The organism is Arthrobacter sp. LjRoot78 (assembly GCF_964254335.1).
Lineage (GTDB): Bacteria > Actinomycetota > Actinomycetes > Actinomycetales > Micrococcaceae > Arthrobacter.
Window position 1 is genome coordinate 3,388,203 of sequence record NZ_CAXUTG020000001.1, and the last position, 20,219, is coordinate 3,408,421.

17 protein-coding genes and 1 pseudogene are annotated in these 20,219 nt (G+C 66.7%); 6 read left to right on the forward strand and 12 right to left on the reverse strand.

Translation table 11 applies throughout. From position 1 onward, the window contains the following. Position 1: 1 nt before the first annotated feature. On the reverse strand, positions 2–1,996 hold the full coding sequence (locus tag ACSQ1X_RS15765; protein ID WP_436058322.1) for a hypothetical protein: 1,995 nt from the start codon (positions 1,994–1,996) through the stop codon (positions 2–4). 256 nt (positions 1,997–2,252) lie between these two features. Between ACSQ1X_RS15765 and ACSQ1X_RS15770 the strand changes: the two genes are divergently transcribed. The 5 genes from ACSQ1X_RS15770 to ACSQ1X_RS15790 all read left to right on the forward strand — a co-directional run bounded on the left by ACSQ1X_RS15770 (position 2,253) and on the right by ACSQ1X_RS15790 (position 6,626). Next, positions 2,253–3,485 carry an MFS transporter gene (locus tag ACSQ1X_RS15770; RefSeq protein WP_436058323.1) on the forward strand — a complete coding sequence of 411 codons (1,233 nt, stop codon included), beginning with the start codon at positions 2,253–2,255 and terminating at the stop codon, positions 3,483–3,485. After that, complete coding sequence (locus ACSQ1X_RS15775; protein WP_436058324.1) at positions 3,482–4,162, forward strand: FadR/GntR family transcriptional regulator; 681 nt, start codon at positions 3,482–3,484, stop codon at positions 4,160–4,162. The genes ACSQ1X_RS15770 and ACSQ1X_RS15775 overlap by 4 nt, the downstream gene beginning before the upstream one ends. A gap of 103 nt (positions 4,163–4,265) precedes the next feature. Further along, positions 4,266–5,432: an AI-2E family transporter gene (locus ACSQ1X_RS15780; RefSeq protein WP_436058325.1), complete on the forward strand. Its 1,167-nt coding sequence runs from the start codon at positions 4,266–4,268 to the stop codon at positions 5,430–5,432. A gap of 73 nt (positions 5,433–5,505) precedes the next feature. Beyond that, positions 5,506–5,796, forward strand: coding sequence for a hypothetical protein (locus ACSQ1X_RS15785; RefSeq protein WP_055799788.1), 291 nt, complete (start codon positions 5,506–5,508; stop codon positions 5,794–5,796). A gap of 2 nt (positions 5,797–5,798) precedes the next feature. Beyond that, the gene (locus tag ACSQ1X_RS15790) at positions 5,799–6,626 is read left to right on the forward strand and encodes a DUF1206 domain-containing protein (RefSeq protein ID WP_436058326.1); all 828 of its coding nucleotides are present in this window, start codon (positions 5,799–5,801) and stop codon (positions 6,624–6,626) included. A 92-nt stretch (positions 6,627–6,718) separates the two neighbouring features. Here ACSQ1X_RS15790 and ACSQ1X_RS15795 read toward each other — a convergent pair whose 3' ends face one another. The 3 genes from ACSQ1X_RS15795 to ACSQ1X_RS15805 all read right to left on the reverse strand — a co-directional run bounded on the left by ACSQ1X_RS15795 (position 6,719) and on the right by ACSQ1X_RS15805 (position 10,271). Next, positions 6,719–8,182, reverse strand: coding sequence for an FAD-dependent oxidoreductase (locus ACSQ1X_RS15795; RefSeq protein WP_436058327.1), 1,464 nt, complete (start codon positions 8,180–8,182; stop codon positions 6,719–6,721). A gap of 104 nt (positions 8,183–8,286) precedes the next feature. Continuing rightward, positions 8,287–9,543: a uroporphyrinogen-III C-methyltransferase gene (cobA, locus tag ACSQ1X_RS15800; protein ID WP_436058328.1), complete on the reverse strand. Its 1,257-nt coding sequence runs from the start codon at positions 9,541–9,543 to the stop codon at positions 8,287–8,289. A 113-nt stretch (positions 9,544–9,656) separates the two neighbouring features. After that, positions 9,657–10,271: a TetR/AcrR family transcriptional regulator gene (locus ACSQ1X_RS15805; protein ID WP_436058329.1), complete on the reverse strand. Its 615-nt coding sequence runs from the start codon at positions 10,269–10,271 to the stop codon at positions 9,657–9,659. 75 nt (positions 10,272–10,346) lie between these two features. Here ACSQ1X_RS15805 and ACSQ1X_RS15810 point away from each other — a divergent pair, with 75 nt between their 5' ends. Then, entirely contained in the window at positions 10,347–10,844 is a 498-nt protein-coding gene (locus tag ACSQ1X_RS15810) for a cupin domain-containing protein (protein ID WP_436058330.1), read from the forward strand. Positions 10,845–10,862: 18 nt separating this feature from the next. On the opposite strand, the gene ACSQ1X_RS15815 is transcribed toward ACSQ1X_RS15810, so the two are convergent. The 8 genes and pseudogenes from ACSQ1X_RS15815 to ACSQ1X_RS15850 all read right to left on the reverse strand — a co-directional run bounded on the left by ACSQ1X_RS15815 (position 10,863) and on the right by ACSQ1X_RS15850 (position 20,071). After that, positions 10,863–11,321 carry an SRPBCC family protein gene (locus ACSQ1X_RS15815; RefSeq protein ID WP_436058331.1) on the reverse strand — a complete coding sequence of 153 codons (459 nt, stop codon included), beginning with the start codon at positions 11,319–11,321 and terminating at the stop codon, positions 10,863–10,865. Between the two features lie 156 nt (positions 11,322–11,477). Next, positions 11,478–12,473 (reverse strand): ABC transporter permease, encoded by a 996-nt coding sequence (locus ACSQ1X_RS15820; protein ID WP_436058332.1) that lies wholly within the window; start codon positions 12,471–12,473, stop codon positions 11,478–11,480. After that, positions 12,463–13,188: an ABC transporter ATP-binding protein gene (locus tag ACSQ1X_RS15825; protein ID WP_028272786.1), complete on the reverse strand. Its 726-nt coding sequence runs from the start codon at positions 13,186–13,188 to the stop codon at positions 12,463–12,465. Before ACSQ1X_RS15825 ends, ACSQ1X_RS15820 begins: the two co-directional genes overlap by 11 nt. 70 nt (positions 13,189–13,258) lie before the next feature. Further along, positions 13,259–14,422: an ABC transporter substrate-binding protein gene (locus ACSQ1X_RS15830; RefSeq protein WP_436058333.1), complete on the reverse strand. Its 1,164-nt coding sequence runs from the start codon at positions 14,420–14,422 to the stop codon at positions 13,259–13,261. Positions 14,423–14,524: 102 nt separating this feature from the next. Next, positions 14,525–15,847: pseudogene (locus ACSQ1X_RS15835) on the reverse strand (aspartate aminotransferase family protein); the annotation flags it as partial. A 27-nt stretch (positions 15,848–15,874) separates the two neighbouring features. After that, positions 15,875–17,041, reverse strand: a complete 1,167-nt coding sequence (locus ACSQ1X_RS15840; protein ID WP_436058334.1) for an RtcB family protein — start codon at positions 17,039–17,041, stop codon at positions 15,875–15,877. Positions 17,042–17,183: 142 nt separating this feature from the next. Continuing rightward, entirely contained in the window at positions 17,184–19,007 is a 1,824-nt protein-coding gene (locus tag ACSQ1X_RS15845; protein WP_436058335.1) for a hypothetical protein, read from the reverse strand. Then, on the reverse strand, positions 19,004–20,071 hold the full coding sequence (locus ACSQ1X_RS15850; RefSeq protein ID WP_436058336.1) for a hypothetical protein: 1,068 nt from the start codon (positions 20,069–20,071) through the stop codon (positions 19,004–19,006). Before ACSQ1X_RS15850 ends, ACSQ1X_RS15845 begins: the two co-directional genes overlap by 4 nt. Positions 20,072–20,219: the final 148 nt, after the last annotated feature.

Consider the following 20,219-nt stretch of genomic DNA (forward strand, 5'->3'; position numbering starts at 1 on the left):
GTTAGATGATCACCTGCGCCCCGGTGCTCGGGCTCCAGACAATGCGCCCGCCTTGAAAGTTCTGGATCACGGTTCCGCTGGAGCCAACGTATTCACTGGTGGTGGGATAGCCGAGCGGACCGTTCTCAAAACCCGTATTGGCCCAAGCCTGCCGGATACCGCCCTTGGACACGTGTGCGCCCGTGGCAGGGGACCAAACGATGCCGCCGCCTTCAAACATTTGGTAGGCCCCGCCATCCCGCAGACCCTTGATTTCATTCGTGTACGGGTATCCCAGTGGGCCATTCTGGAGTCCGCTCCACACCCAGGTGCTGCGGATCGCGCCCGTTGATACCTTCGCCCCGGTGGAGGCGGACCAGACAATCGACCCGCGTTGGAAATCCTGGTTCGCTCCGCCATTCCTTAGCCCGCCCACCTCACTGGCGACCGGATACCCCAGCGTGCCCGATTCATATCCCACGCCGCCCCAGGCAACCCGGATAGCGCCTCTCGACGTGTGGGCGCCGGTAACCGGGGACCATACAATGGCGCCCCCCTGGTACATCTGATAAACCCCACCCGACACGAGGCCACCGATTTCATCCGTCACCGGGTAGCCGAGGGGACCACTTTCCATTCCGGACCACAGCCAGGTGTTTCGGATGGCCCCAGTGGACTCGTACGCGCCGCTCGCTGCCGACCAGACGGCGGTGCCACGCTGATAGTCACGGTAGGCGCCGTAATTGGCGAGCCCCAGCGCCGCTGCCCTAACAGGACTACCCAGGCTGTTCCGGGCGGCAGCCTGATCGAGTTGGCTCACGATGGCCGGGGAGACGGAGTCAACTGTTACGGACGCCGATGTCGAAGTGATGTCGTTGACCCGGATCTGCACGCCGGCGTAGGTCGTAAACACTCCGCCGCGTTGCCATGCGAGGTTGGAGCCGTACCAGCCGCTGAAGGCAAGGGTACTGGGCGGAAGAAGCAGTGACGATCCCGGTTCCGGGCCCGCTTTGAGGATCTGGACGCCTTTGTTGCCGTTGACCGCGGTTGCCGAATCGTAGCCGACGGGAAGCCGAAGCTGAACGTAGTAGGTCTCGCCGCTGCCCGGATCCTGGAACTTCACGGCTCGAGCAGCGGAATTGCTGGCCCACGGAAGTAGCGTGACTGTCTGGCTGCCCTGCAATGTTCCAAGATCGCGGATCTCGTCCCCGCTCCCAAACGAACCGTAGTCGTAAAGGGCGGCGTTAAGGTAGGGCTGTGCGTACTGGGAGACGCCCATCAAATCAGTTCCGTCGCCATACTCGCGGGCATAACACTCGCCGTCGCCCACCGCCCAGGCTGTGACGGCCGTGTCCGCGCGTCCACTAGAGCAGTCGAGGGAGTTGGCATGCTGCAGACCGAACACGTGCCCGAACTCGTGCGCCAGGACTGGCGAAGTGAACCCACTGGTCAGCGGCATCACGATTCGCCCGGTGGTGGCTCCGGACGACCAGCCGGCGCCCAGGTTGCCGCCGACGGAATACACGACGACGTCTGACCTCGGAATGAATACGACGAGGGCCTGGCCCGGGTCAGCCTTCCACCCCAGCTCCCTGGTGATGGTCTCCAGAATCACATCGAAGTTGTCGCCGGAGCTGGCGCTGGTGACGAATCCCAGCTTGAGGCTGGCGAGGCTGATGGTCAGCTTGCCGTCGCTGATCGTTCGCCAGTAGTCCCCTGCCGAAGTAACGGCCGCCTTGGCTTTAGTGACATCGATGGATGCAACGTCGGCGTCAGTTTTATCTCTCGTCTTCGCCGTGACCAGGGTGACCTTGATGTCGGCTGCGCGCGCGCCAACTCCCGCGGATTGACGGACGATGGTTCTCTGGGCACCAGACTCTGCGGGCGCGGCCACCACAGGATCGGGCACCGCTGGCTCGGTCGTAGCGTTGGCGGCCGGCAGGCCGGCCATGACCAATAGGGAAGCGGCGGCAAAGGCAGCGGCAACTCGTATGAAGTATGGGGTGAAATTGGACATCAGCCACTCCCGGCAGGACTAACGGTTAACTCTGCGGAAGGACTCCCCCAGAAACTGCCAGCGGCTGGCGTGGACCCCCATGCTTTACGCCGACACTACGAATGGTAAGGCCACGAAGCACATTTGGGAACACTGTTCACATCAGTCACATACGGCGCATGCGTTTCGGGATTACGGTACGTCCGGAACTCGGGCCTTCCGGAGATGTTTGCCACATCTTTACAAACATCAAACGTCTAACGTCTAATGTTTAAGTATGGCAACCACGACGACGGCGGCACCGCCCGGAACTGACACCCCACCTGCCGAGCGGGCAAAGGCAGCCCGGCCCCGCGCCGTCGTCGTCTTCGGAATCGTGGCCTTTGTGCTGATCGGCCTCAACCTCCGCGCAGGCATCACCGGGGCCTCGGCCCTCCTCCATGACCTCCAGGAAGTCCTGGGCTACGGTGCATTCATTGCCGCTGTCATCCCCTCCGTTCCCACCCTGTGCTTTGCAGTCGCCGGGGCGGCCACGTCCTGGCTGACGCGCCGGATGGGGGTGGAAAAAGCCATCCTGCTGGCCCTGGGAATGCTGGCCGTCGGCCTTCTGGTGCGCGGTATCCCGTCCACGGGCATGCTGCTGGCCGGAACGGTGGTGGGGATGTCCGGGCTCGCTGTCTGCAACGTTGCCATGCCGTCCTTCATCCGCGAGCACTACGCCGACCGCACCTCCCTCATGACCGCCCTCTACACGGTCACCATGACCACGGGCGCCACCGTTACGGCCGTGATGGTGGTCCCGGTGGCCCAGCTCCTGGGTTCGGCGTCGGCGGGACTTGGCTCCATCGGACTGCTCTCCGTGGCCGCTTTCCTTGGCTTTCTCCCGGTGGCACTCCACGCCCACCGGAACGCCGCCCCCGGCCGGGGCACCAGCATTTCCCCGTGGCCGCTGATTCGCACCCGCAAGGGCGCACTGCTCACCTCCATCTTCACCCTCCAGGCGCTGCTCGCCTATGCGGTGCTGAGCTGGTTCCCGTACATGCTCACCACCACCGGGCTGACCGCGACGGACAGCGGCCTGATGTACGGCCTGATGCAGCTGGTCTCCGTTCCGGCGGGCATGGTGCTCCTTGCCATCGGCTCCCGTCCGCGGATGCTCCGCCCGGCCTTCTACCTGGCAAGCGTCACCATGCTCCTGGGCATTACTGCCCTGATGCTGCTGCCTGCCGCGCTGGCAGCTGTTCCGGCCGCGCTGCTGGGGTTCGGCCTGGGCATCTTCCCGCTGGTCATGGTGATGATCAGCCGGAGCGGCCGGTCGACGGCGGAAACCACCGCCATGTCCACGCTGGCGCAGTCGGTGGGGTATCTGCTGGCCACAGTGGGCCCGTTCGGCATGGGCCTGCTGCACAGCGCTACCGGCGGCTGGACCGTGCCGTTGGTTCTGCTGCTGGCCATCGCCCTTACCCAGATCGTGGTGGGGCACCTCCTGACGGCAAGGACCAAGCCATGACTCTTACCGCTTCGCACCGGCCTGTTCTGGCCGACGAGATTACGGACAAGCTCCGCGAGATGATCCATTCCGGCGAATGGCAGCTGCAGCAGAAGATCCCCGCGGAGCCCGAGCTGATGGCCCGGCTGGGTGTGTCCCGGGGCACCCTGCGCGAGGCCATCAAGGCGCTGGCCCACAGCGGGATGCTGGAGGTCCGCCGTGGTGACGGCACCTACGTCCGGGCCACCAGCGAGATCTCCGGCGCGGCTCAGCGCATGTACAAGGACCACACCCAGGAGCACATCCTCGAGGTCCGGGTGGGCCTGGACACCCAGGCGGCCCGGCTGGCCGCCCGCAACGCACAACCTGAACACATTGCCGCCATGAAAGCGCTGCTGGCGGAGCGGCGTGACGCCTGGAACGCTGAGGACTACCCCGTTTGGGCCCGCGCCGACTGGGATTTCCATGTGCTGGTGGCGCAGGCTTCGGGGAATCCGCTGCTGCATGAGCTGTACGTCAGCTTTGGCGGCGTGTTCCATGCCGACCTGCTTCGGCAGCAGCGCCGCAGCGGCTTCAACGGTCTCCCCGACGAAGGGCACGGCGAGCTGGTGGATTCCATCGAGGCGCACAATGAAGCGGCTGCCGTGGACAGCGTCAACCGGAACCTGAACTCCTGCGCGGAGTGGCTCGGCGTGTAGCCGGGGCCATAACTCAGTAGGCTTAGCTATTTGGGGAGTTCTCATCCCGGCCTCGGCCGGTCCGGGCGTCCCGTTTCTGCACGCTGACGAATTGGAGTACCCCTTGGCCAGATCAGTCGACATCACGGTGGACGGCAAGCGCCCGGACCCCTGGGCAGACGGCCTGGGCAGGGTGGGCGTCCGCTCGGCCCAGATCCTGCTGGTCCTCACCGTTGTGGTGGTGTCCGTCTTCGCGCTGCTGCAGATCCGGCTCCTGGTCATTCCGGTGCTGATCGCCCTGATCCTGGCGGCCGCCATCATGCCGTTCGTCAATCTCCTGAAGCGCCGGGGCCTGCCCGCCTCCGCGGCCACTGCAGTGGCCTTCGTGGCCTTGCTCGCCGTGCTGGCCGGCGTCACTACCGTCATTGTCGCCTCCATCCGCAGCCAATGGGGAGACCTCGCAAGCCAGGCATCCTCAGGCCTGGACGAACTGCAGTCGTTCCTGCTCAACGGCCCCATCCCGGTGGACGGGGAGCAGATTGAACAGGCCCGGGCGGCCATCGTGGAATTCGCCGCCAGCAGCCAGGTCCGCTCCGGAGCCATCACCGGACTGTCCGTCATCACCGAGTTCCTCGCCGGGGCCAGCCTCATGGTGGTGATCCTTTTCTTCTTCCTCAAGGACGGGGCCGCGATCTGGAACTTCTTCCTGCGGCCTTACACCGGCGCCCGCGAGGCCAAGCTGCGCCGATCGGGCGCACGCACCATTCAGGTTCTGGGCGATTACGTGCGCGGGACAGCCATTGTTGCCCTGGTGGACACGGTGGCCATCGGCACGGCACTGCTGGTCCTGGGGGTCCCGCTGGCCATCCCGCTGGCAATCATCGTCTTCATCGGCGCTTTCGTCCCGATCGTGGGAGCCACCGTGGCAGGCATCCTCGCGGCGCTGGTGGCACTCGTAGCCAACGGACCCGTGGTGGCGCTGATTGTGGTGATCGTGGTGATCGCCGTCAACCAGCTTGAGGGCAATCTGCTTCAACCCGTGGTGATGGGCAAGTCCCTGCAGCTGCACGCCCTGGTCATCCTGCTGGCTTTGACGGCGGGGACCATCCTTGCCGGCATCATCGGAGCGGTGCTGTCCGTCCCGCTGGCCGCCGTAATCTGGGCGATCGTCCAGGTCTGGACCACCGACGCCGCAGAACCGGAACCGGAGGGCTCGGCAGAGGCCGGGGAATCCGCGGACCCTGCTGACGCGGGCCGGGACCTCGCTGCCGCGGACGCCAGCAGGTCCTAGCAGCATCCACGGACATATAATAAGCACCCTTATCAATATCTTGGTAGGGTGAGGCATGCGTAAAATCAGCACCATGAACGGAACCGGAACTCTCTTTGGCTGGGCCTTCGGCGACTCTGCACGGTCCGGCGACCAGTCGTACCTCGACGAACTGCGCCGGGAAGCTCTCGCCAACGCCAGCCAGGACGCCAAGTCGCGGGGCTTCGGCGTCGAGGAGGGCACCGAAAGCTACACGGTCATCAACCCGGCCGAAACCCTCGCGGACGTCCACACCGCACCGGACCAGCTCATCGTCCGCTGCACCGTGAAACTCACCGGCCCGGGCGCCGAAAACATCCACGCCGAAGGCCCCATGAACGGCTAGCAATGTCGGATGAAGATACGGCCCTCGGAGAAGCCGCCAACGCGGCCGAGGCGGTGTCCAATACCAGGGTGCTGGACGTCGTCGCACGTTCCGGGTTCGCTGTAATGGCCCTGCTCCACATTGTGATCGGTGCTATCGCCATCGCTTTGGCGTTCGGCCAGCCGGGGCAGGCCGAACCGACGGGAGCCATCGAACAGCTCGCAGCGAATCCGTGGGGGCCCGGCGTGATGTGGGCCGGGCTGATCGGCTGCGCGGGCCTGTCTCTGTGGCAACTGAGCGAAGCCACCCTCCGCGCCCGCCACCTGCCTGCGGGCCAGCGGCTCGGCAAGCTCATCTCCTCCGGGTTCCTGGCGGTGGCCTACGGCAGTGTGGGGCTCACTTTTGCAGGGTTCGCGGTCGGCCTGCGCGGTGACTCGGGCGATTCCACCAGGGACTTCAGCACCGCCCTGGTCCAGGGACCTCTCGGTGTGCCGGCACTCATCGCGCTGGGCCTGACGGTCATCGGCGTCGGAATCTATTTCATCGTCAAGGGCGTCCGGAAACAGTTCAAGGAGGAACTGCATCACTTCGAGGGCACCCGGCGCGGACGCATGATCAGCGCACTCGGCGTGGCCGGCCACGTGGCCAAAGGCATCGCCCTGATCCTTGCGGGCCTACTGTTCGTGGTAGCAGCCGCCACCAACCGGCCGGGAGAATCCACCGGGCTGGACGGCAGCCTGAAGGCGCTGCGGGACCATCCGGCGGGGCCGTTCCTCCTGATGGCCATTGCCGCCGGACTCATCAGCTACGGATTGTTCGCCCTTGTCCGGGCGAGATTTGGCCGGATGTAGCCGGATATAAAAAGCGCGAACAGGCAGCTAATGACGTCAACCGTGCGGTTTGCGGTCATTAGCTGCCTGTTCGCGCTGGAGAAAGGTTCGGGCTAGACCTGCACGGCCACTCCGTCGCGTGAGATGGAAACCATGTCCTCGCGGGGCACAACCTTGACCCGCTCGCGGGCAACCTCGACGCCGTGCGATCCGGTCTCGGTGGCCTTCTCGCCGAGGGCGCGCTCGTGTGCGTCCAGAGCCAGCCAGCCTTCCCAGCTGGTGTACTGCACGCCGCGGCTCTCCAGCAGTTCGACGACGGCTTCCGGAGCCGGCGCGGCTGCCAGCGGCAGGTTCGCGCGGTCTTCCAGCAGGTACGTCACGGTCTCAAGGGCGTCGCCCTTGGTGTGGCCGATGAGGCCTACGGGGCCGCGCTTGATCCAGCCGGTGGCGTAGACGCCCGGCACGTGGGTGCCGGCAGCGTCCAGCACGCGGCCGCCGTCGTTCGGGACAACACCCTTCTTGTGGTCGAACTCGACCTCCGGCAGGGCGGAACCGAAGTAGCCGATGGCGCGGTACACGGCCTGGACCGGGTAGTCCACGAACTCGCCGGTGCCGCGGGCGTTGCCCGTGCCGTCCAGCTCGGTGCGCTCAAACTTGATGCCGGCAACGCGGCCGGGGGTCTCGGCGTCGTCGTATACCTCAACCGGGCTGTGCAGGAAGTGCAGGTGCAGGCGGCGGGAGGCCGTGAGCTCGGAGAGCTCTTCCGGCTGCTCGGCGATCCAGTTGGTGAGGGTGCCAACCATGGTCTTGGTCTGGTTGTTGCTCTGGACCTGGCGGTCTGATTCCTCGTCGAATTCGAAGTCCTCCGGGTACAGGATGATGTCCACGTCCTTGGAGTGGGCCAGCTCGCGCAGTTCCAGCGGGGTGAACTTCACCTGGGCGGGGCCGCGGCGGCCGAAGACGTGCACGTCAGTGACCGGAGAGGACTTGAGGCCGGCGTAGACGTTGTCCGGGATTTCGGAGACCAGGAGGTCGTCGGCGTGCTTGGAGAGCATGCGGGCCACGTCCAGGGCCACGTTGCCGTTGCCGATCACGGCGATTTCCTTTGCGTCCAGCGGCCATTCGCGGGACACGTCGGGGTGGCCGTCGTACCAGGAGACGAAGTCGGCGCCGCCGTAGGAGCCGTCGAGTTCGATGCCGGGGATGTTCAGGTCCGCGTCCTTGATGGCGCCGGTGGCGAAGATGACGGCGTCGTAGTGGGTGCGGAGGTCCTCAATGGAGAGGTCCGTGCCGTAGTCCACGTTGCCGAAGAAGCGGATGTCGCCGCGGTCCAGGACCTTGTGCAGGGCGTTGACGATGCCCTTGATGCGCGGGTGGTCGGGCGCCACGCCGTAGCGGATCAGGCCATAGGGCGCCGGGTAGCGGTCAAAGAGGTCGATGCTCACGGTCAGCTCGCCGCTCTTGACGGCTTCGCTCTTGGTGAGGATGTCGGCGGCGTACACGCCGGCGGGGCCGGAACCCACGACGGCGACCCGGAGCGGGCGGGCGGCAGAACCTACGGTGGTGCTATTTGACACGGCTGTGTTCCTTTTTCTGTCACGGCCCAACTGACTCGCACTTAACGTCGTGAAAACGGCTTTTGGGAGCGTTAACTGCGAGCTAGTTGGGAAGGGGCTTCGGGCTACTTGGTCAGTACGCGGGGGCGGTTCGGGGTGGTGGTGCTGTAGTCGGCGGTCTTGAAGTGCGACGGCGCGAACGGGCTGACGCGGACAACGTCACCGATCACGATCACCGCGGGATTTGCGACGCCGGCGGCCTCGGCCTGGTCAGCGATGGAACCGACAGTGCCGATGGTCACGCGCTGGTTGGGCAAATAGCCATTCTCAACGATGCCAACTGGAGTGTCCTGAGGCAAACCGGCAGCCATCAGGGCGGCGGCGGATTCGCGGAGCTGGCCCACTCCCATGAGCAGCACGATGGTGTGGTCGGACCGGGCCGGGACCTCGGAAAGTTCCTCGTGGCCGGTAACTACGCTGAAGCCCTTGGCCAGGCCGCGGTGCGTCACGGGAATGCCGGCCGCCGCGGGAACGGAAATGGCCGAGGTCACGCCGGAGACCACCTCAACCTCGACGCCGTGCTGGCGGCAGAATTCCGCTTCCTCGCCGCCGCGGCCCAAAACGTAGGGGTCGCCGCCCTTGAGCCGGACCACGCGGTGGCCCTTGAGCGCCTCTTCGACGAGGATCCGGTTGATCCCCGCCTGCGGCACGGGATGGTGGCCGGGGGTCTTGCCCACCTCTATGACGCGGACATCGGGGGCGAGTTCGTGCAGGAGCTCGCGGGGGCCCAGGCGGTCCGCCACCACGACGTCGGCCTGGCCAAGGAGCCGGCGGCCGCGGACGGTGATGAGCCCGGTGTCGCCGGGACCGCCGCCCACAAGGGCCACGCTTCCCCGGTGGGCGCGCTGCCGGCGGAGCGGGAGGTCACCGGTTTCCAGCGCGGTGGCAACGGCGTCGCGGAGGGCCATGGCGCGGCGCGGGTCTCCCCCGGCGTTCACGGCGATCTGCACGTCGTCAACGACGGCGACGGCGGGGGTCCAGGCAGCGGAGGCTTCGTGGTCGGAGGCGTTGACGCACCAGACTCGCTGCGCCTCGGCGTCGGCCGAAACCTGGGCGTCCACCGCGGAATCGCCGGTAGCTGTCTGGACGAACCAGGCGCCGTCGACGTCGGACGTGAGGTAGGGGCGCTGCTCCCAGGTGAGGAGGCCGGCGTCGGCCAGTTCCTCAAGTCCTGCGGAGGCAACGGGGGCAACCACGGTCACCCGGGCACCGGCGTCGAGCAGCCCTTTGGCGCGGCGCGTGGCCACCGGGCCGCCGCCCACCACCAGTACCGGGCGGCCCAGCAGGCGCAGTGCCGTGGGGTAGATGTCCTGAATTGCCATGGATCAACGGTAGGGCCGCGTCACATACCGGAACAACGGCGCGGAAACACCAGTTCACGTAAGGTAACGCTGCGTCACATTGCCGGCGCGCTCATTCGGCGGGCGGCGCCTTCTCATTCGGCGGGCGGCGGTCCCTGCGTCCGTGCCTGGTTCAGCAGGGCGTTGGCCGTCCACCGCATCGAGGCAACGGCAGCGTCCCTGCTCAGGCCGCCCACATCGGTCAGCCACACCAGCGACTCGATCCCGATGGCACTGCGGATCGCCAGAACCAGCCGATGGATCTCCGCTTCGGACAGCTCCGGCTGCAACGGGGCGAGCGCCTCGGCGATCCACGCGATGGCGCGGCCCTGGCGCAGCGGCAGGCCCCGCTCCTGGCCGTCCGCGGGTTCCAGCGAGAGCCGCAGCATGGTCCGCTGCTGCGCCTCGGTTTCGATGATCATTCCGGTGAACTCACGCACTACGGCATCCAGCCGCTCGGCCACATCCTCCGGGGGATTGTCCGGCAGCATCGATGTCCGTGCAGTCTCCGGATGGGCCGCGGCCAGCAGCTCCCGCTGGCCCGGGAAGTAGCGGTAGGCAGTACTGCGTGCGACACCGGCCACCAGCGCGGCCTCATCCACCGTGGGCGTTGCACCGGACGCGACGAGCTGGCGCGCGGCAGCAACCAGGCCTTCAAGGGTGCGGCGCTTCTGACCGGTGCGCCCGACGTCGGCATAAGGTCTTGACATGTCCTTCATGGTACCTGAGTCTTGTTATGGGACATCAGTCCCATAAGTCTTAACACCAGCATCGAGGCGACCACCATGGAGACGAAGAAAGTTGCATCCGCCGTAGTACTGCACCCCGGCGAGGGAGCCCGCCGCTGGTTCTTCGGCGGCGGGGTACAGACCTGGAAAGCCACGGAAGAAGACACAGCCGGCGCGTTCCTGCTCTTCGAGGATGAAATGGCCCTCAACAAGGTCACTCCGCTCCACACCCATCCCGACTCGGACGAGACCATGTACATCCTGGCCGGCGAGATCCTGATGAACATGGACGGCACCGAGCACCGGGTCGCCGCGGGCGGGGTAACCATCGCGCCGAGGGGTGTTCCGCACGCGTTCAAAGTCACCCAGGAGGGAACCCGCGTGCTCTGCCTGCACACGCCTGGCGGAGCCCAGGCCTTCTACTTTGGCGCCAGCGAGCCGATTGGCGCTGATGAAGACGGTGCGCAGGTGGTGGACTTTGACCGGATCCGCGAATCCGGGCGTGTGAACGGCGGTATTGAGATCATCGGGCCGCCGCCGTTTCCCGGAACGTAGGTTTTCGGGACGGGTGACCTAGCGCGGCGGCGGAACGAGGCCGGCGAGGTAAAGCCCGCGCCCTGCGATGAGCCGTTCCAGGTACCGGCTCAGCACCAGCGTCTCCGCGATCCGGCCCAGCGGGCCGAAGGGCGCCGTGAATTCCACCCGGTCCGTCATGATGCATCCAGTGTCCGTCGCTTCGAACTCGTGGACGTGGCGGAAGGCCGTGAACGGGCCTCGGACCTGCTCGTCCACAAACCTTGACGGGAACTCCAGCGAGGTGATGCGGCTGGTCATGCGTATCGGCAGGCCGAAGTGCCGCGCGCGCCACGTGACCTCCTGCCCGGCGCCGATCAGGCCCGACGTCACCCCCGCCACGGCCCGCTCCCCCGCGTCCGCCTGTGATTCGAGGTGCGCGTCGATGCTGCGTGCGAGGTCAAACAGCTGTTCCCGGGGCAGGGCGGACTCGGTGCGGCACACAAAGCTGACGGTCATGGCGCCAGTCTGCCAGACTCCCCCGCCGGCGAAGCGCCGTCGCCCCCGGCGTGGGGGCCGGGGCACCTCATTCAGACAAAACAGCAAAGCCCGACGGCGGGACTCGCCGTCGGGCTCTGCTCTTTGGTTCTGTTCGGGCTGCCTCAGGCGCCGGCCCTAGCGGGTGCTGCCGGCGAGGAGGCCGCGGCGCCGCAGGAGGCGCTTTTCAATCGGCGCGAAGACCAGCAGTTCGATCAGGATGCCCACGGCCAGGATCAGCAGGATGGCCGACATCACGATGGTCATGTCCGCCAGGTCGCGGCCCTGGTTCAGCATGGAGCCGAGGCCGAAGCCGATAGTGCCGCCAACGGCGATGATTTCGGCGGCCATGAGGGAGCGCCAGGAGAACGCCCAGCCCTGCTTCAGTCCGCTCAGGTAGCCCGGCAACGCGGCCGGAAGGACGATCTGGAGGGCCATTTGCAGCCGGCTGGCGCCCAGCACCGTGCCGACGCTGCGGTACTGCGGCGGGATCTGGTCCACACCGGAAATCAGCCCGTTGATGATGGACGGGATGGCACCCATGAACACCACGAAGTACACCGTGGCGTCGGTCAGGCCGAACCAGATGATGGCCGCGGGCACCCATGCCACGGAGGGCAGCACCTGCAGGCCGGAGATGAGCGGGCCGAATGCGCGGCGCAGCGGGGCCACCTGGGCCAGCAGAAGTCCGATCGGCGTCGCTATGACCACGCTGATCAGGAAGCCGACGATTCCGCGCTGCAGGGATGTCCAGACGGCTTCCTGCAGTGAACCATCGGCCCACAGGGTGCCGAACTGGCCAAGCACGTCGAGCGGTCCGGGCACCAGGTCGCGCCGCTTGAAGCCAAGGGATACGTAGAACTGCCACGCCAGGACCAGCACCACGAGCGCCGCCACCGGGAGCAGGATGCGGCTCCAGTCGATGCGCGCGGCACGGGCTGCGTCCGACTGCAGTGAATCCAGTCCGGATTCGAGCTCGCGCAGGTCTTCGTTGCCGGTGGAGGACCGGGTCAGGGCCGCGTGCACCTTGCGGGTTTCCGGCTCATCGGTGATTGAGCTTGCCTGGCCGGTGATTGAGCTGGTCGAAATCGGGGTCTCGGCAAGCTCGACCAACGGAGTTTGCTTATTTAGCATGGCGGCGGATCTCCTCTCGCAGCCGGGCGGTGATGACCCCGGTCAGCTGTCCGGCAAGACCGGCGTCGGTTCGGTGTTCCTCGGTGACGTTCCATTCCTGGACCACGCGGCCGGGGCGTGAGGACAGCAACAGCACACGCTGGCCCAGCCGGACAGCTTCGCGGACGTTGTGCGTCACAAAAACGATGGTGCGGCCGGTCTCCTTCCAGATCCGTTCCAGCTCGTCGTGGAGGAGGTCGCGGGTGATGGCGTCCAGCGCGGCGAACGGCTCGTCCATAAGCAGCAGCTGCCGGTCCTGGGCCAGGGACCGGGCCAGCGAGACGCGCTGGCGCATGCCGCCGGAGAGCTCGTGCGGGCGCTTGTCCCCGGCTCCGCCAAGGTGGACCAGGTCCAGGAGTTCGTTGGCTTTCGTGCGCCGTTCGGACTTGCCCACGCCACGCAGCTTGAGGGCGAGCTCGATGTTTTCCCGGGCCGTCAGCCATGGGAAGAGGGCTGCGTCCTGGAACATGAAGGCAGCGCCGTCGCTGGGGACTTCAAGGGCGCCCGACGTCGGGAGTTCCAGTCCCGCCATGATGTTCAGCAGGGTTGACTTGCCGCAGCCGGACGCACCCAGGAGCGCGACGAACTCGCCTTGGGCGATGCTGGCGTTGACGTCGTCCAGCACCGGGGCGCCGTCGCCGAAGCGTTTACCCAGGTTTTCCAGTACGACTGGCATGGTCCTGTCCTAACGTTGATGGGGCTGGAGGTGATGCTTGAGCTTGGTGCTTTTGGTGCTGCGTGCCGGGTTAGTCGTTGCCGAGGCCGGCGGCGCTGACCTTGCTGCCGCCGGTTTCGGCGGTGACACTGTTCAGGGCGGTGAGGTCGAAGATGCCGCTGATGTCGGCCTGCTTGGTGGTGCCGGCGTCCACGCCGTCCTGCAGCAGTTTCTTGTAGGCTCCGGCGAGCGGGTCCACGGTGAAGACGATGTTCTTCAGCGACCGCTCGATGACGTCCGCCGGGAGCTCGGCGCCCCCGGATTCCTTCAGCGCGGTGTTCAACACAGCTGCTTTTTCCGCGGCGGGTGTGTCATTGAGCCAGGCCACGGATTCTGCGTGGCCCTTCAGGAGTGCCGTGACGGTGTCCGGGTGGTCGGCGGCGAACTTCTTGCTCACGATCAGGATGGTGGTGGGGAACTCGCCCGGCTTGCCCGTCAGCGACCCGTCCCACAGGTCCTTCTCATCCACGAGGACCTTGGCGCCGGCCTGCAGCACCAGCCGGGACGCCCAGGGCTCGGGCAGCCATGCGCCGTCGAGCTTGCCGTCCTGGAACAGCTTCAGGGTCTGGGCGTTCTCGGTGGGGTTGATGGCAACGTCGCCGCTGCCGTCGGTGTTGGTCTTGTAGCCCTGGGCGGACAGCCAGGCCCGCAGCGCCACGTCCTGGGTCCCGCCCAGCTGCGGCGTGGAGAGGGTCTTGCCCTTCAAATCCGCCGCAGCGGCAATCTCCGGCTTCACCACCAGCTGCGCGCCGCCTGCAGCGGCGCCGGCGATGATGCTGACGGACTCGCCCTTGCTCTTCACGAACGAGTTGATCGCCGGGTTCGGCCCGATGTACGTGGCATCGATCGCGCCGGCGTTCAGCGCCTCGATCGCGGCCGGGCCGGCGTTGAACACCTGCGTGCTGAGCTTGGTCTCACCCAGGCTCTTGGCGATGAAACCCTGCTTCACGCCCACCAGCGCCGGGGCATGGGTGACGTTGCCGAAATAGCCCAGCTTCAACTCAGCAGCAGGCGTCGGAGCGGGGGCCGCTGCCTGGGCTGAGGAATCACGGGAAAGGGTTGACGCCACCACGGCACCGGCGGCAATGAGCAGCACCAGGCCGAGGGCAACCAGGACCTCCACGGCGCGCTTGCGCTTCGGGTTGTTGCTCTCTCCTGCCACGATGCGGATCATTCCGGGCTGGGGACTTGTCATTGTTTCACCATAGGGAGTGACATAAACCCGTTCAATGAAGCGGAAACGGGGGGTCACGCGGGTTCATCTAGCGTCACATTCGGACGCCCTTAGGCAGCACGGCTAGGCGAGGTAGGCGTCGGCTGCCGCAAGGGCATCATCAAGAATGGCAAGGCCCGCGGCGGCGTCGGCGCGGTTCACGTTGAGCGGAGGCGCCACATGGACCCGGTTGCCCAGGACCAGCGGCAACAGGCCGCGCACAAGGCACGCCTTGACGACCGAGACCATCGGTGCGTTCGCCGTACCAGTGGCCCCGGCCGGCACAAGCGGCTCTTTGGTCTGCCGGTCGCGGACCAGTTCGAGGGACCAGAGGCCGCCGATGCCGCGGACGTCCCCTACGGACCCGTGCTTGTCGGCGAGCGCCCGGAGCCCTGGCCCCAGGACGTCCGCACCGAGGCGGGCAGCTGCTGCGACCGTGCCCTCCTCGTGCATGGCATTGATGGCGCCGACGGCGGCTGCGCAGGCGAGCGGGTGGCCACTATAGGTCAGTCCCGCCGGGTACGGGCGCTTGGTGAACATCTCGTAGATCGCATCCCCCACGAGCACGCCGCCCAGCGGCACGTACCCGGAGTTAACGCCCTTCGCAAACGCCATCAGGTCGGGCGCCACGCCGTCGTGGTCGACGCCGAACCAGGCTCCCGTGCGTCCGAAACCGACCATGACCTCGTCCGCGATGTAGACGATGCCGTGGCGGTCACACAGCTCGCGAACCCCCCGCAGGTAGCCGGCCGGTGGCACGATGACGCCCGAGCTGCCGATCACAGATTCCAGGACCAGGCCTGCGATCGTCGACGGGCCTTCCAGGAGGATGACCTGTTCGAGGTGGGCGAGTGCCCGCTCCGATTCCTCCTCCGGGGTGCTCGACCCGAACGCCGACCGGTACAGGAAGGGCCCGAAGAAATGGACGGCACCGGCCGAGCCCGTGTCCGAGGCCCAGCGGCGAGGGTCGCCGGTGAGGTGGATGGAGGCCGCCGTCGAGCCGTGGTACGACCGGTAGGCGGCGAGCACTTTGGGCCGTCCGGTGTAGAGCCGCGCCATCCGGACCGCATGCTCGATGGCCTCTGTCCCGCCGGTGGTGAACAGTACGTGCCCGAGGCCCTTCGGTGCGACCTCCACAATCAGCCGCGCTGCCTCGCTCCGGACATCGGACGCATAGCCGGGTGCGAGCGTGCACAGGCGGTCGGCCTGCTCCTTGATCGCAGCCACAATGCGCGGATGCTGGTGGCCGAGGTTGGTGAACACCAGTTGCGAGCTGAAGTCCAGGTAGCGCCGTCCGGTGTCGTCGATCACGTAGCTCCCGGAACCACCGACCAGGGTGGGCACGTCGCGCGGCCCCTGCACCACCCAGGGGTGGAAGACCAGGTCGTCGGGATTCATGACATCCTCCGTTTCTCTTCGTTGGGCTGCCCGGGTTCAGTCGCCTTTGACGTTGACGAGCTGCCGGAGTCTGTGACCGATCCTCACCAGGTCCTGCGCGTCGCGCATGACGACGTCGATGGGCTTGTACGCCGCCGGAATCTCGTCGATGAAGGCTTCGGTGGCTCGGAATTCAATCCCCTGCATGGCCCTTTTCAGCTCAGCAAGGGAGAACGCCTTACGCGCCGCTGTCCGCGAGTACTCGCGGCCTGCACCGTGCGGCGAGGAATTCAGCGCCACGCGGTTGCCAAGCCCGGCCACTACATACGACGCCGTTCCCATGGAACCGGGAATGAGTCCGGGATCGCCGCGCTCGGCTTTGATGGCCCCCTTCCGGGACACCCAGACGGACTTGCCGTAGTGCGTCTCCTGCCGGGTGAAGTTGTGGTGGCAGTTGATCCGTTCCCGTTCCAGCACCTTTCCGCCCGTCCAGTTGCCGAACTGGCTGATCACGCGGTCCATCATTTCCTCACGGTTCAGCAGGGCGAACTGCTGGGCCCAGTGCAGTTCCTCGATGTACCGTCTGAACTCGGCCGTGCCCTCTTCCAGGTAGGCGAGGTCGGCATCGGGAAGAGCGATGCGTTTCTCCCGCGTGACGCGCTGCGCGACGCTGATGTGGTGCTGCGCGATCTTGTTGCCAACACCGCGGGAACCGGAGTGCAGGAACAGCCAGATGGCATCCGTCTCGTCCGCGCAGACCTCGATGAAATGGTTGCCTGATCCCAGCGAGCCAAGCTGGAGCTCCCACTTCGGGACGTACTGGCCGGGATCAAACCTGGCCTTGGCAGCCTGCCTCCTCAGCTCCGCGATGCGTGGTTCGGCCGTGGCCATGACCCTGCGGTTGTTGTGTCCGGCCGAAAGCGGGATGACGTTCTCGATGGCCTCCCGCAGGCGTTTCCGGTCCGAAGGGAGGTCGTTGAGGAAGTACTGCGTCCTGACGGCAATCATGCCGCAGCCGATGTCCACCCCCACCGCGGCCGGAATCACGGCGCCCAGGGTGGGGATGACGGAGCCCACCGTGGCGCCCTTTCCCAGGTGGGCGTCCGGCATCAGCGCCAGATGCGGATAAATGAAGGGCAGCCGGGACGTTCTCACGGCTTGCTCCCGCGTCTGTGCGTCCAGGATGGAAGCCCAGTTGATGAGCCGGCTGTTGATGCGTTCCACGATCTTCCCTCCCGGCGGGATAGGGCGAAAGTAAGGCCGGGGCCCCGCTGTGTCAACACCCCCGCGGCGACTCATGGGAGGGCAGCCCGGCAGCCATTGCTGACCGGGCAGCGTCTTGCCTGTGAGCGGGAGAGTTACAAGGTCAGGGCGAGGCTGGGCGCACCACGATGGACGAGCCACACTGGTTGATGATGGCGCCCGAACTCGAGGCTGCGGAGGCGGTTTTCGTACCGGTGGCGGACGTGTCGGTCAGCGCGAGGGAGTCGACCTCGATGGCCGCGTTCGACTTGGAGGCAATGCTCGACGTTACATCGCCGACCTCGGCCGTCCCCAACGGAGGCGTGAAGGTCGTTGTCGCCGAGTTGGTGCCGTTCCTCACGCCGTGTGCGGTCAACAGCAATGCTCCCGGCGTCACCGGAGTGACCGACGGGGCCCTCACATTCGGGTAAGCCACCCCGCTGTTGGTGTCAGTGGAGGGCGTGACGTCCAGCGGTGTGGTGGGGTCTGCGCCCTGCACGGCAACCGTCGCCCAGGCATACCTGGAAGTGGGCTCAGGCACGCTCGGCGCTGTATCGCCTGACTGCATCACCCGATACCAGACCGCCTGGTGCGCTGAGGTGGATCCGGCGCTGGTGAAGTCGGCGATTGCCCGCGTCCACCCGGCGGGAGTCGTGCTGTTCGCGGACCCGGACACGGTCACCTGCGAGAACAGGAAGACTGTATCGCCGGGCTGCCAGCCTGCTGGCAGGGTGGGCGTGTAGGAGCCCGAAGCGGTCAGCTCGCCCGCTCCGGTTGCCGACGACCGGACAGAGAGCGGTGTCGATGTCGGTGTGGGGGTTGGCGTTGGGCTCGGCGATGGCGTTGGTGTTGGCGAAGGCGAGGGGCTCGGCGAAGGCGTTGGTGTTGGCGAAGGCGAGGGTGCCGGCCGGGTGAGCGTGAAACTGTCAGTGAAGGTCCCGCCCGAGGCGCCGACGAACTGGCCGGTCAGCGTCGTATCGGTCACGGACACCTTCAGGAAGCCATACGTCGGGTTGTTGTTGCTGCCCATGAACCGCTGGAAGTACGGCGCCGTCGTCGTGTTGCTCTCGCTGTTGATCGACTTGCCGCCCGAACCCACTGTGGCGAGGATCGTCCCGGTGCCGGCGGCGAACTGGCCGGTCGGGTTCGTGTCGGCGACACAGTCGGGGTTGAAGCTGCTGACGGGGATCGCTGTGCACGTGCCCTGGAGCGCGAGCGGGTAGCTGCGTGCGTACGCGTGGTCGTGCGCCTGAAGGTAGAGGTCCACCTTCTTGGCCACCAGCAGGTTCATCAGGTCAGGACTGGCGGCGCAGGGGTAGTTGACCATCGACAGGCAATACATGTGCATCCCGACGACGACGAACGGGATCCCGGCAGCCCGTGCTGCGTCGATTGCGGATGACACGAAGTTGTAGCCCTGCGTGCCGGCCTTGTAGGACCAGTCGAGGTTGGTTCCGTCGAAGGACAGCTTCGGGGACACCATGATTGTCCGGACCAGTGGGCTGCCCGCCGGGTAGTCCGAGTAGAACTGCTGGCCGTAGGTTCCGGTCACGCCGAGGCGGTCCGGGAGGCACTCGGCAAAGTTCGACCACACCCCGTCAGGTCCGTTGTCCTCATGGTTCCCGGACAAAAGCTCATAGGGCATCGTCCCGGCGTGCTGCGTGACGAACGAGCACCAGGACGACTCCGGGGTGATCTCGGAATAGGACATGTCGCCGAGGTTGTACATCGCCGCGAGCCCCGCACTGCTTGCTGCGTCGATCACCTTGCCGGTCCTCGTGTTGCCGCCGGTGTCGCCGACGAACCCCAGGCTCACCGAGGCTGCGGCGGTGGCCGGAGTCTCTTCCGATGTGGCGAGGACGAAGGCATTGGCGAGAACGAGTATGCCGCCGAGCAAGACGGCCATCGCCCGGCGAAGTGGGCGGCGCACGAGCCGGCGGTCGTTCATTGACAGCTCCATTCGGTCGCGCGGCGCAGCCCGTTGGCTGCCGCCGAGAACCCGACGACAACAGTGGTGGCGCCCTGCCGGGACACCGAGGTGGCCGACCCGGACACGCCGGTGAACTTTCCGTCCGAACCCGGAGGCAGGATCGAGACGCTCTTACCCGCCCACATCACCGCCTGCGGTCGGGACGCGCGGAAGGACGGCTTGCTGCCCGTTCCCACGGACACTCCCGAGACGCCCGCCACTGCGCCCGAGTCGGGGCCGGCGGCTGCCGCGCCCAGGTCGTTGATCCGGCCTTGGACGTCCCAGGCGACGGCGTGGGTTCCCCCGGGCACGGCACTCTGGCCGAGCGCCTGGCCGGCGGAGTCGATCCCGAGCACCACGCCGCCCCGCCCGGCAATGGTGGGCAGGGTTCTCGGGGTGCCAGCCTGCGTCCACAGGACCGGCGTACCGCCGTCGGCGAGGGCCACCCCGCCGATCGTGCCGTCCGCGCCGATCGCGAACGCATGACCGCCCTCCGCCCCGGAGGGAAGCCCAAGGTCGCTGGGTGCCGCAGTAACTGAGGACCAGACAGCGGGGCGCTCGTTCTCGTCGGCGCCCGGCCCGTCGGAGTGCTCCTCGTCGCTGATCAGCGCCCCGACGACGACGCCGCTGTCCGACACCATCGAGGGGAGCGCGATGTCACCGGGGCTCACGGGGAGTTGGTGGTACACCCCGTCCTGCCACCACCAGCCCACCAGCACCTCATGCGTGTCGTCATACCCCGTGCCGACGACGACTCCGCTCTGGTTCACGGAGGTGGGGGCCACAGCCTGGAGCGGGATCGCCAGCGGGGTCGGCTGGCCGTCCCGCCAGAGTACGGGTGCGGACCCGCCTGCAGCAGTGTCGGTGATGCCGACGACCAAGCCATTGCTGCTCGCAGCGATCGCGTTGCTCCCCGGCCCACCCAGGCCGGCGAGCAGCCGCACCCCACAGTTCATCGCAGGGCGCATGTCACTCCCGGCAGCCGACGCCGCCACGGGCACCATGACCAGGCCACCCTCCAACGCGAGCAGCAGCGCGGTCACCAGTGCCTGAGGCCGCGTACCCGGTGACCTGCGCGGGTGAGGACCGGCCGGGCGGTCACCTCCCCGCCCTACGCCAAGCCAGGAAGTCCTGCGGCCTGGACCACGTACGCCCATGTGAAGAAATCGATGGTCTATCAATGTTCCCCCC